The 12624-nt window shown below is 34.7% G+C and carries 9 protein-coding genes and 1 pseudogene; 6 read left to right on the forward strand and 4 right to left on the reverse strand.

The genetic code is table 11. From position 1 onward, the window contains the following. Positions 1-137: 137 nt before the first annotated feature. Both QFZ73_RS23675 and QFZ73_RS23680 read right to left on the reverse strand, forming a co-directional pair. Positions 138-3341 (reverse strand): coiled-coil domain-containing protein, encoded by a 3204-nt coding sequence (locus QFZ73_RS23675; protein WP_307271393.1) that lies wholly within the window; start codon positions 3339-3341, stop codon positions 138-140. Next, a complete protein-coding gene (locus tag QFZ73_RS23680) occupies positions 3265-4668 on the reverse strand; it encodes a hypothetical protein (RefSeq protein ID WP_307271396.1) in 1404 nt (467 codons plus the stop codon). Before QFZ73_RS23680 ends, QFZ73_RS23675 begins: the two co-directional genes overlap by 77 nt. A gap of 665 nt (positions 4669-5333) precedes the next feature. Here QFZ73_RS23680 and QFZ73_RS23685 point away from each other — a divergent pair. Further along, entirely contained in the window at positions 5334-6575 is a 1242-nt protein-coding gene (locus tag QFZ73_RS23685; protein WP_307271399.1) for a hypothetical protein, read from the forward strand. Positions 6576-6663: 88 nt separating this feature from the next. After that, positions 6664-7346 (forward strand): annotated as a pseudogene (locus QFZ73_RS23690) (GT-D fold domain-containing protein). A 102-nt stretch (positions 7347-7448) separates the two neighbouring features. On the opposite strand, the gene QFZ73_RS23695 reads toward QFZ73_RS23690, so the two are convergent. Both QFZ73_RS23695 and QFZ73_RS23700 read right to left on the reverse strand, forming a co-directional pair. Continuing rightward, a complete protein-coding gene (locus QFZ73_RS23695; RefSeq protein ID WP_307271405.1) occupies positions 7449-7883 on the reverse strand; it encodes a M67 family metallopeptidase in 435 nt (144 codons plus the stop codon). Positions 7884-8214: 331 nt separating this feature from the next. Then, positions 8215-9360: a BMQ_0737 family morphogenetic spore coat protein gene (locus QFZ73_RS23700; protein ID WP_307271408.1), complete on the reverse strand. Its 1146-nt coding sequence runs from the start codon at positions 9358-9360 to the stop codon at positions 8215-8217. Positions 9361-9540: 180 nt separating this feature from the next. On the opposite strand from QFZ73_RS23700, the gene QFZ73_RS23705 reads away from it, so the two are divergent. From QFZ73_RS23705 to QFZ73_RS23720, 4 genes are all read left to right on the forward strand, one after another. Continuing rightward, positions 9541-9879 (forward strand): DUF1360 domain-containing protein, encoded by a 339-nt coding sequence (locus QFZ73_RS23705; RefSeq protein WP_307271410.1) that lies wholly within the window; start codon positions 9541-9543, stop codon positions 9877-9879. A gap of 393 nt (positions 9880-10272) precedes the next feature. Beyond that, positions 10273-10551 carry a hypothetical protein gene (locus QFZ73_RS23710; RefSeq protein ID WP_307271412.1) on the forward strand — a complete coding sequence of 93 codons (279 nt, stop codon included), beginning with the start codon at positions 10273-10275 and terminating at the stop codon, positions 10549-10551. A 250-nt stretch (positions 10552-10801) separates the two neighbouring features. Then, positions 10802-11788: an NAD(P)-dependent alcohol dehydrogenase gene (locus QFZ73_RS23715; RefSeq protein WP_307271414.1), complete on the forward strand. Its 987-nt coding sequence runs from the start codon at positions 10802-10804 to the stop codon at positions 11786-11788. Between the two features lie 201 nt (positions 11789-11989). Further along, positions 11990-12523, forward strand: a complete 534-nt coding sequence (locus QFZ73_RS23720) for a GNAT family N-acetyltransferase (RefSeq protein WP_251433878.1) — start codon at positions 11990-11992, stop codon at positions 12521-12523. The last annotated feature ends 101 nt before the right edge of the window (positions 12524-12624 follow it).

Genomic DNA, 12624 nt, shown 5'->3' on the forward strand with positions numbered 1-12624 from the left:
TATCAAGGACTGTGAAATTGATGTTAAGAGGTGGCTTATCACAATCCTTGATCTTCGGTTTAAAAAAGTAGTTAAGTTTCTGTTTGTTGTTTATTGAGTTAAAGAGAGAGTACATTTACAATAAATAAAGGTTATTATTAATGCTTTCTAAAATTCTTAAAGGGATCTATTGCTGTTTTTTGGGCTCCTGAATGTAAATTATATAAAGGGTGTTTTTTATAAAAAATATCTAATGAATCTGTATTAGAGTTATTAAATTTAGTATCTGGGTATTCTTTTTTCAGATACGATGACATTATCCTGGAATGATAATTTTGTTGTGGTCTATCAATTTCTGTGTAACTCGGTTTATTTTGGGGAATGAGTGTTTGATAATGTGATGTTTGCTTATTGAAATTGTTGGTTGTAGTTTTTTGTTGCATTGTTTCATTCGAGAATCGAAACGCATTTGGTTGTTTAATTACTTCTTTGTTATTTGGCGAATTGAAATTCCCCATATTTACACGAGAATTCCCAACTTGCTGTTGTTTGACATTATTATTAAAAGCTTTTTCCATTTTTCCTGTTGGTTGCAAATGATTTTTTTCTCGTTCTATAATATATTTTGCTAGTTCTTCTTTATAATGTATTTCTTTTTCTTTTTGATCATTTACCGTTTTATTTATGGTTTCTATTTTTTGTATATAATTAATTTCTTTATCTGTTAAATCTGATATGGATTCAGTTAAGTTCTTAATTTCCTGTTGATGTTGATTTTCATTTTCCTTTAGATTGTTAATCGTCTGTTCTAAATTATCAATCTCCACTTTATATTTATTTTCTTGCTTTGAAACAAGAGCAATCGTTTGCTTTAACTGATCGATTTCCTGTTGATGTTGACTTTCATTTTCCTTTAAATTGATAATCATTTGCTCTAGGTTATCAATCTCGGCTTTATATTTATTTTCTTGCTCCGAAACAAGAGCAATCGATTGATTTAAATGATTGATTTCCTGTTGATGGTTAACTTCATTTTCCTTAAAATTAATAATCATTTGCTCTAGGTTTTCAATCTCAGCTTTATAGTGATTTTCTTGCTCCGAAACAAGAGCAATCGTTTGATTTAAATGATTGATTTCTTGTTGACGTTGATTTTCATTTTCCTTTAGATTGTTAATCGTCTGTTCTAAATTATCAATCTCCACTTTATATTTATTTTCTTGCTCTGAAACAAGAGCAATCATGTGATTTAAATGATTGATTTCTTGTTGACGTTGATTTTCATTTTCCTTTAGATTGTTAATCGTCTGTTCTAAATTATCAATCTCCACTTTATAGTGATTTTCTTGCTCCGAAACAAGAGCAATCGTGTGATTTAACTGATTGATTTCTAGTTGATGTTGATTTTCATTTTCCTTAAAATTAATAATCATTTGCTTTAAGTTTTCAATCTCAGCTTTATATATATTTTCTTGCTCCGAAACAAGAGCAATCGATTGATTTAAATGATCGATTTCTAGTTGATGTTGATTTTCCTTTTCGGAAATTTCAATCAAAGCTTTTTCTAAACTTCCAATCTCAGCTTTATATTTATTTTCTTGTTCAGATACAGCGCTAATCGTTTGATTTAGCTGATCGATTTCTTTCTGATGGTGGTTCTCTTTTTCCTTTAAATCTATAACCATCTGTTCTAAATTTACAATGTCCACCTTATATTGACTTTCCAGTTCCGATAGGGTGCCGATCATTTGAGTATAATTTTCAATTTCATGTTTAAAGTTTTCGATAACTTGTTTCTGCTGCTCTTCCTTTTCGGAAAGTTCGATCATGGCTTTTTCTAAACTTTCAATCTCCACTTTATATTTATTTTCTTGTTCAGATACAGCGCTAATCGTTTGATTTAAATGATCGATTTCTTGTTGATGGTAGTTCTCTTTTTCCTTTAGGTCGGTAATCATCTGTTCCAAATTCTTAATGTTCACTTTATATTGACTTTCCTGTTCGGATAGGTGGGCGATCGTTTGAGTATAATTTTCAATTTCATGTTTAAAGTTTTCGATAACTTGTTTATGATGATTTTCCTTTTTGGAAAGTTCAATCATAGCATTCTCTAAATTTTCAATCTCCGCTATATATTTATTATCTTGTTCAGATACAACGCTAATCGTTTGATTTAACTGATCGATTTCTTTTTGATGGTGGTTTTCTTTTTCCTTTAAATCTATAATCATCTGTTTTAAATTTGCAATGTCCAACTTATATTGACTTTCCTGTTCAGATAGGGTGCCGATCATTTGAGTATAATTTTCAATTTCATGTTTAAAGTTTTCGATAACTTGTTTCTGCTGCTCTTCCTTTTCAGAAAGTTCGATCATGGCTTTTTCTAAACTTTCAATCTCCACTTTATATTTATTTTCTTGCTCAGATACAGCGATAATCGTTTGATTTAACTGATCGATTTCTTGTTGCTGGTAGTTCTCTTTTTCCTTGAGATCGGTAATCATCTGATCCAAATTCTTAATGTTCACTTTATATTGACTTTCCTGTTCGGATAGGTGATCGATCGTTTGAGTATAATTTTCAATTTCATGTTTAAAGTTTTCGATAACTTGTTTATGATGATTTTCCTTTTCGGAAAGTTCAATCATGGCTTTTTCTAAACTTACAATCTTCGCTTTATATTTATTATCTTGTTCAGATACAACGTTAATCGATTGATTTAACTGATCGATTTCTTGCTGATGGTAGTTCTCTTTTTCCTTTAAATCGGTTATCATCTGTTCTAAATTTGCAATGTCCATCTTATATTGACTTTCCTGTTCGGATAGGGTGCCGATCATTTGAGTATAATTTTCAATTTCATGTTTAAAGTTTTCGATAACTTGTTTCTGCTGCTCTTCCTTTTCGGAAAGATCGATCATGGCCTTTTCTAAACTTTCAATCTCCACTTTATATTGACTTTCCTGTTCGGATAGGGTGCCGATCTTTGAAATGTAATTTTCAATTTCATGTTTAAAGTTTTTAATATCTTGTTTCTGCTGCTCTTCCTTTTCAGAAAGTTCGATCATGGCTTTCTCTAAATTTTCAATCTCCATTTTATATTTATTTTCTTGTTCAGATACAACGCTAATCGTTTGATTTAACTGATCGATTTCTTGTTGCTGGTAGTTCTCTTTTTCCTTTAAATCTAAAATCATCTGTTCTAAATTCTCAATGTTCACTTTATATTGACTTTCCTGTTCGGATAGGTGGTCGATCATTTGAGTGTAATTTTCAATTTCATGTTTAAAGTTTTCGATAACTTGTTTCTGCTGCTCTTCCTTGTCGGAAAGTACGATCATGGCTTTCTTTAAATTTGTCAATCTCCACTTTATATTGACTTTCCTGTTCGGATAGGTGGTCGATCATTTGAGTGTAATTTTCAATTTCATGTTTAAAGTTTTCGATAACTTGTTTCTGCTGCTCTTCCTTTTCAGAAAGTTCGATCATGGCTTTCTCTAAATTTTCAATCTCCATTTTATATTTATTTTCTTGTTCAGATACAACGCTAATCGTTTGATTTAACTGATCGATTTCTTGTTGCTGGTAGTTCTCTTTTTCCTTTAAATCTAAAATCATCTGTTCTAAATTCTCAATGTTCACTTTATATTGACTTTCCTGTTCGGATAGGTGGTGGATCATTTGAGTGTAATTTTCAATTTCATGTTTAAAGTTTTCGATAACTTGTTTCTGCTGCTCTTCCTTTTCGGAAAGATCGATCATGGCCTTTTCTAAACTTTCAAGCTCCACTTTATATTGACTTTCCAGTTCCGATAGGTGGCCGATCTTCGAAATGTAATTTTCAATTTCATGTTTAAATTTTATAATATCCTGTTTATGAAGCTCTTCCTTATCAGAAAGAGTTTTTTCTAAATCATTAATCTCCACTTTATATTGCTTTTCTTGATCGTATAAAAGATCAATGGTTTTAGTAAGATGATTCATTTCATTTTTATAATTCATTTCTTTTTCGTTGAGAGAATTAATGGTTCCTTTTAACTCTTGAATTTCTTTTTTGAAAATATTTTGCTCTTGAAAATAAAACATAACTTTTTCAACTAATTTCTCAATCTCTAAATTAATGCTTTGTACATCTAAATTAGTTATTTTTGTATTTACTGGAGCAAGAAGTGATTTCACCTCTGAAAGCCCATCCGCCATTTGTTTAAAACCTTCATGGCCGAACTTTTTAAATTCCTCATCATATACATGTTGTTTTTGAGCGGACTCGTAATCTTGAACTTTCTTTTGGAGAGAAGCAATTTCCCTTTGTAATATTTTATTCTTATCCCCAAGAGTTTTTATGTCATTTTTGTTCTTTTCGTCGTTTGTTTTGGTTTCTTTAGCGTACTGTAGTTCGGTCTTATATTTCTTTATTTCTTCTTCTAATTTCTGAACCTTGGTTTCTGCACTCTTCCTTTCATGTTCCTTCCGATTGATTAGTTCTTGATATGTTCTTTGTTCATTTATCATTTCTTCATTGTGTTTTATTAATTTTCTTATTTTCTTTTTACTATAATCCACTTCGTATTCATTAACTTTTGATTTGTATAGGGAAAGTTCAGATCTAAGGTGAATGATCATTTGCTGAAGTTGAACTGGAGTTATTTTATTCAATTTGCTTTTTTGCATTTCATCATCTGTATACAAAAATAACCACTCCTTATTTTTGATCACGTGTGAACAGGCTGCAATCTCCCGTCATTACCAATATGGAATCAATTAGACAGGATGAGATTCAGCTACTGTAAATGACCAAGAAGTTCCTATGCGGAGATGTTTATCAAGATTTTTTATGGGTGTGGTAACTTTAGTTGTAGCACTCGTTCGTGAGAGTGTTGGTGTTGCTTGGTGATAAGGAACACAGCGACACCCAAATCATTGCAGGGGCATCGTAGACAAAAGTAAATTCCTCCTCCTCATAAAATTATCATCTTGACCGTAAATCTTTAATTTCAATTTTTCAATATTCATGTGACGGGTTTTAATCAAACACTGATCCCTTTATAAATGATTCCATAATAGTTATATGTACCGTATTTCAAATCGGTGAATATATTTATTATCTTTTTAATTCCCTCACAAAATTTAAGAATTACATGGATGGAGGTACTACATTTCCTTTTTATATTGTATATACCAACTTTCACAAGCATTTAGAGACTGCTATGTTTATTCTTTATCATTTCTTCATTACTCTTACATATCATTAATATTGGGTGATATTGGGTTTGTGATGTAACAAGCCGCACGGTATTAATTTATCCTTTTGAAAATCAAATCTGTAAAGGATTAACATAAAGGGGGATACATAAATGGATTTTAGAGTAGAAGTTGGAGATAAGGGGGCAGGAACCATTCCCTATGAGTCTCTCCCGGCATTTACTTATCTTTTTAGGGAGTTGGGTTTTGATGTGCAGCCAGATACTGAAAATCAGAAAGTGCAATTATGTTCTGCATTGCATGGTAAAAGAATTGTCATTTCTTCCGATTATGATGTTAAACATAACACCTTTAGAAAGCACCTTCTGGAAAGGAAGGTGTTGGAGTATATTCAAACATTCCTTTCTGCATGTGGGGCAAAGGTGATACTTATAGATGAAAAGGAGGAATCGGATAGTGCTGATTTTCATGTATACTTTTCACTCTTTGAAATTCCAGTAATAAAAGAGCCCATTCTTGAATTAATTCATAATTCAAAATCAACTAATAAAAAGTTATTGGATATTTTTCATTATGAATGTACAAGAACTGGAACAAAATTTAAATCTAATGAGGTAGTTAGAGGCGCAAATAACCCTTTTATTAACATACAGATTATGTATCCTGTTATGACGGATGAAGATTTTTGGGAAAAACTTGGTGAAAAATATGCGATGTCCATAACAATAGGAATATTAGCTAGATTTCACGAAAGTTCGCCTTTATCTGTTTTGTCATTAGTTCCAATTGAAATTTTCTCAAACATGTTTGTTCATTCTGAAAATACTGGGTTGAATTTAGAGCCTGCCATGCAAAAAGAAAAAAGGTTACCAGAAAAGAAAAAGTTTTTAGTGAAGAAACCAACCATTCCTAAAAGAAAAGAAGCAGAAGTGTTTTTAGATTATCATATTTTTATTGAAGAACATAAAGAACGTAACAAAATCAAGCTTATTGGAAATGTTCATATTAAAAATATAGGTACGGAAGTTTTGCGGAATCCAGTTATCTGTCTGCGTTCCACCCCTTCAGAAAGTATAAAAATATCTGGGCAAATATTGCCGCCGAATGTTGCCGAAACGTTGGGGGTAATGAAAAATGAAGAAACAAAAGGGTGGAAATATATGAATGATGAATGGTTTGAAGAAATGGAGAAGGGAGAAACCTGGATATGTCCAATTCAATCTAAAAATATAAACCCTAGGCAAACAGAATCTTTAACTAACTTACAAATAAGCGTCCTTCAACCTGAAGAAAACAGCAATATTCGTGTAGAAGCTTTTGTGTTTTTTAAAGAACAAGACCTGGAAATCAGTTCAAGTAATCAAATTTCCTTATTATTAACGAAGAAACTATAAGGTAAAAGGTTTAATGGCATAGCATGTTGGGGGTGGAAGTGGGGTGGTTGAAGGGAATTATCACTTTGAGAAATACTTATTAGATAATATGAGAGTGATAAAATTATTGGACCAAGCGATAAAACAGAATAAAGGCTTTTCTCTTGCCCGTTTTGGAATAGGTGAAATAAGCTATTTAAGCTGGCCAGCCAATGGATTATTAGTTCAGGAGTTTAAACGGTATGAATCTTATGCGGGAGTATCCAATTCACCAGAGATAATGAGGAGGGAATTGGTCAGGTCATTGCGGGATACAGACATTGCTGGTTTGATAGCTCCATGGAGACTGGAACCTTGGGCAAAACAAACTCGAAATGTCCTTAAACAACTGAAGTTCATGCCATCGAGAGCTTGTTGTGCTTGGATCATGCAGAGCCTCTTAGACGAGGGGACATTATGGCCATGGCTGAGTAATAAGAAGGTATTTCTTGTTGGACGCCGTTCAAAAGAAGCAGAAACCGTTTTTAAAGAACAAGGCGTGCAAATTACTGGCAGTATAGATTTAAATGGATATGCGGAATTAAGTGGAGTACAAAATGTGCTACAGTCTAATAAGGAATGGGAAATAGCGTTAATTTCCGCCGGATTCCGGCAACCATTTTAGCTCCGAGAATTGCAAGATTGACCCAGAAGGTTGCCATTGATTTCGGGCATGCCCTTGATATGATACTTGATGGAAAAGAATACAAACATTCTGACCTTGTAAAAAAGTGGAATGATCAGTTTTCCTAAAAAGGAAAATATAATCATTGTAGAAATAAAGGATATAAAATACTCGCAGATTCAACCTTGGATTCATAAGGAAGAGGTGCGAGTATCTTATTTGCACTAAATTCAGTTTACGAATTTTAAAGGTATCGGAAAGACTTTTTTTCCTGTTAGTTGGAAACATTTTAATTCAGGGGTCGAGTTTGCAAACGAAATAATAAGGTGGCCTACCTCTGGGTAGTTATTTAAGGTAATATCTCCTTCTGACGGATAAGCACTATCTGTTGGATGGGAATGGTAGATGCCAATCAAATCTTCATTCCTCCTATCGATAAGTTCAAATACATGACGAATTTGATCTAAATCCATCGAGTAGGAATAGGAGCTCCTATTGACATTTTCCATTGGCCAAATTGTTTCTGCGATCCCATTTTCCCCTGAAAGCAGTCCACAGGCTTCATAAGGAAGTTCTCTTTTGCAATGAGTAATCATTTTTTGCCTAACATTATTGGTGATGTAAAAAGTACCGGATGTTAAACATAGATCATCTGTTTTTTCCACAGCAACCTTTTGCTCGTACTGGCCGAACCTGGAGGGTAGAGGGAGTGCTTTGTTGTTGTTGTTGTTGTTGAGCGGGTTGCAGGTTGGACATTCCTAATTTTCTTCTTACTTTACGCCTTAGCTTATCAGATGCCATTTTTTTCTCTCCTTTTATAGGTATGCTCTATAAATATGAAAACATGAATCTTTATGTAACCTAATAATTAATAAATGGGTGGCCTAAAATGTGGGATACATTTACTAAGTGTTGAAATAAATAATGGTGTTAGACTTTCCAAGTTTCTTTACAAAATAAAAAACCGAGAGATTAACATCCCTCGGGTTTTTAGTATTATACAGGAAAACGATCGCAATCGCCTACTTCAACCTCCAATCCAGGGTTAGCTACAGCTGTCAGAGCAATAGTAACGCTTGTAGTTGCGCCAGTTATTCCAAGTGTAGCAGTATCTCCTAAAGGATCAATATCAGCTAGCGTTAGTGTGAATGTCGCGTTTTCTGGTACACCTCCGGCTGGAGTTATAACACCTGTGCCAGTTACAGTAAGCCCAGTTACTAATCCAGTAGCAGGATCTGTAGCACATGTAGGCTGGATAAAGTCAGTAGCTGTAAACGTGAAGCTTTGGTCTAGATCAGAATCTGGGGTTCCAATTGGAGTAGGTCCTAATGTATCGATGAAGGTAACTTGAATCCTGCTACCAGAAAGGGTACATTGGTCACAAACTAGTGCAGTCAAATCTAAGTTTCCTGTTGTAGGACCGCCTAGACCGTCTTCAAATACAATGATGGATGCTTCGCCACTAAAGTCAGCTGCACCTTGGCAGTCGCAGTTCAATGTCGGGAAGAAGGTAGGGCATTGTTGAGGGAATCTTGGTGTTGGGCACACGACCCCTTCTTCTTGAATTGGAATGATAGGACGTGGTCCACAGAACTTAGCCTCGACCTCTAGCTTAACCTCAGCCTCAACTTGAACATCTTTACACATGGTCACATCAAGTACCACCATATCACCAAGCATTTGATTTAAAACAACTGTGCATTGAACATCGAAAACATTACAGTTGATTTCCGTTCCCTCTGGGAAACATAGGATTACCTCATCCATGAAACTAACAGGTACTACGAAATTACACCCTGGGAGTGGTTCTCCATTGCAAAAGAATTGAACGCGGATATGGACATGGAAGGCAAGGGAAACAATTTGGGCTCCTGGAACAGTAGGAATGTTAGCTGGAATGGCTCCGATAAAATCACAGCTTCGTGTACCAACTACTTCCGAACAAGTAGCTGTTATGGTGTTACCATCATGACGTGCATCTTCAATTGCTGCAAAGCATTCCTCAGGTATTTGAACTTTATTGCGATCACGATTTGTTAGAACAACCCAGTCATATACTTTTGTAACACGAATACATTCAGGTCCGATGGGGTTCGGTACCACTTGTCGGCCCTGAATAGATTTGACGTTCCTTTTTTTCATCAAACATCTTTCCCTTCAGTATCAGGTTTTGAACACATTAACATACTATGGGGATATCTTTTTATGGGTACATTTTTCTTAGAAAATGGGCTAATAATATTTTATGAATTTATATATGTATATTTATATAATCAATTTTCAAATCATAAAATATTAAAAGAAAGATTAGGAGGTGAATAGGTGTTGGCTATTGAATGGCTTGATTTTTTTATTTTAATATTGGCTACCTTCCGTTTAACTCATTTAATTGTATTTGACGAAATCACTTCATTCATCAGAAAACCTTTCTTGACTGCCACCATCCAAGAAAATGCCGCTGGACAACTGGAGGAAGTCATTGAAATAAAAGGATCAGGACTTCGTCATTTCATAGGTTCGCTTTTAAGTTGTTATTGGTGTGTAGGGTTTTGGTGTTCCCTCATTACTGTACTTACTTATTATTATTTTCCTTCTGCTTTTCCAATCATATTGGTCTTTGCTGTCGCGGGAGCTGCTGCTTTTATTGAATCTAAATCATGAAAGTGCATTTTCCCTAATCGTGTTGGGGTAGACAAAGAAAAGCATGATGAACTTTATGTAATTTGATAAGCGGATATAGCTATTCAGACTAATATTATATGCTGATATCATATAAGTGCTTCATAGACAGAGAGGCTTATATATTGATAGGTTAAAGTTTAGACAGCTTGGAGCAGTGTTGTATATTGATGATAGCAAGTACAAGGGGGCATTAAATTCTATTGTAAAGCATCAGGGTGCAAACGATTGATTAAAATCCATTCGATACGAATGGATTTTTTCTTCTAATAACAGGAATTGAAGGGGAAAATATAAATGGGAGGAAAACTTCAAGCATCATTTGATTCATTAAAATATTTGTCGGCCGATAACCTGTGGGTGTAGGCGATTATTATGGCATATGATGCTGAAGAAATCTTTAGCCAGTTAGATCCGCTGAAAATAGGCAAAAAAAAACCTTTATTTTTTGAACTTAGCTTTTACTGCAAAAAATTTTTGAACAAGGCTTCGATGAAACATGTCCCCATACATAAAGGTGAAGATACATTAATATTAAGCGGGACCAAAGTTAAGGAAATGCTCAGGAAGGGACTTATCCCGCTACTTGAGTTAAGGCGTCCTAAGGTGGCTGAGGTTTTTATTAGAGGCATGAATATAAATGAAGGCGAGTAAGCTAATGTAAACGCGTTTAAAGAGATTATTCAAAAGATGGTCGCTTTTTGGATAGGATCCGAAATAATGCAATGAAAGTGCAGAGCATAACATAACATTCAAGAATTCCAGTTAACATCTTTTTCAGTTTGAATTGTCATGATTTGTTATTTGGGTTATTCTTTACTAAACTGACGGAGCAGGATAGTTCAAGAACGGTTATTGAAGATTCGTAGATATTAAGTGAATTTAATGAATTGGAGGAGGATTAATGAAAGCAATTGTGTACACAAGGTACGGTCCCCCCGACGTTCTTCAACTGAAAGAGGTAGAAAAGCCTGCTCCTAAGGAAAATGAAATACTGGTAAAAGTGAAAGCGACAACGGTAACAATGGGGGATATTCGGTCACGGAGCTTTACAGTTCCCCTCCCTGTTTGGCTGCCTGCCCGGATAATAATGGGATTACGACGTCCCAAGAAATCCATATTGGGCTTGGAGTTATCTGGGGAAGTTGAGTCAGTAGGCAAAGATGTCAAGCTGTTTAAAGCAGGTGACCAGGTTTTTGCAGCTTCCCAAGTGGGGTATGGTGCTTATGCCGAGTATAAGTGCTTGCCTGAAGACGGGCCAGTTTCCATTAAACCTGATAATTTATCTTTTGAGGAAGCCGCAGCCATTCCAATTGGGGCACGTACAGCATTGTTTTATCTTAGAAAAGCTAACATTCAGAGTGGTCAAAAGGTTCTTGTCTATGGTGCTTCAGGAAGTGTAGGAAGTTATGCAGTACAAATTGCCAAGTATTTCGGAGCAAAAGTTACAGGGGTTTGCAGTACCGCGAATGTGGAATTGGTAAAATCTCTTGGAGCCGATAAGGTCATTGATTACACTTCAGAGGATTTTTCCAGAGATGGTGAGACCTATGATGTTATCTTTGAAGCGGTAAACAAGAGTCTGTTTTCAGCTTGTATGAAATTGCTGAAGAATGACGGAACCTACCTAAATGTCACCGTACCGGTACCCGGCGTTCGAATGTTATGGACTAAATTGACAACCAGCAAGAAGCTGATATTGAGTCAAAATTCACCTGAAACCCCCGAAGCTCTAAACTTCCTCAAAGAACTTGCTGAAGCGGGGGAGTTAAAAGTGGTCATTGACAGATATTATGCGTTTGAAGAAATAGTTCAAGCCCATAGATATGTAGAGAAAGGACACAAGAAGGGAAATGTCGTAATGACCATGGAACATAATAGCAAATCCTAATAAATGAAACAAGATGATAATCAAGCTCTTTTAAGCTAATGGGTGTTTTCTTAATTATAAGGTTAGCCGGTTTATTATACTGGCTGACCTTTTTTTAAAATGGAAGTCTGATATATGTCAAGGCAGGGTTGTACCTACGGGTGCAATTGATGTGCGCCTCTTGAACGAAATAGATTCAGTTTTAGCAAAGGGAGTGGAGAAATGTTTCCTAGTTTAGAAACTAAACGGTTGGTCTTGAGAGAATTGGTTGAAGGTGATGCATTAGATATATTAAAATGTTTTTCCAATCCAGATGTTTTACGATATTATGGGCAAACTCCATTAACGAATACAGATCAGGTGAAGCAGATCATTAGGAATTTTTCAAAGAATTTCGATGAAAAACATGGAATTAAATGGGGAATAGCATTGAAAGGGAAGGATGGCATTATTGGAACAATTGGATTTCAAGAATGGTCTCATGAACATAAGAGAGCAGAACTGAGCTATGCACTTTTCCCAAATTATTGGGGTAACGGTTATGCTACAGAGGCTGTCAGTAAGGTGATTTCTTATGGTTTTAAAGAGCTTGGCTTAACTCGTATTGGAGCAATTGTTTTTATTGAAAATAAAGCATCCAATAAGTTGTTGACAAATTTAGGTTTCAAAAAAGAAGGGATATTGAGAAATTATATGTACCAAAATGATGTTTCATTTGATACTAATCTATACTCTCTTTTAACAGTAAAGCCTTAGTGAAATAATCATGTATTATGAACACTCACAAAGTTCACAGACATAAGGGGGGAGTGTTAACTGTTTTATGGGAAACAAAAAATGAAAATTCAGATATATAT

It is taken from the genome of Peribacillus sp. V2I11 (genome assembly GCF_030817135.1).
Taxonomy (GTDB): domain Bacteria; phylum Bacillota; class Bacilli; order Bacillales; family DSM-1321; genus Peribacillus; species Peribacillus simplex.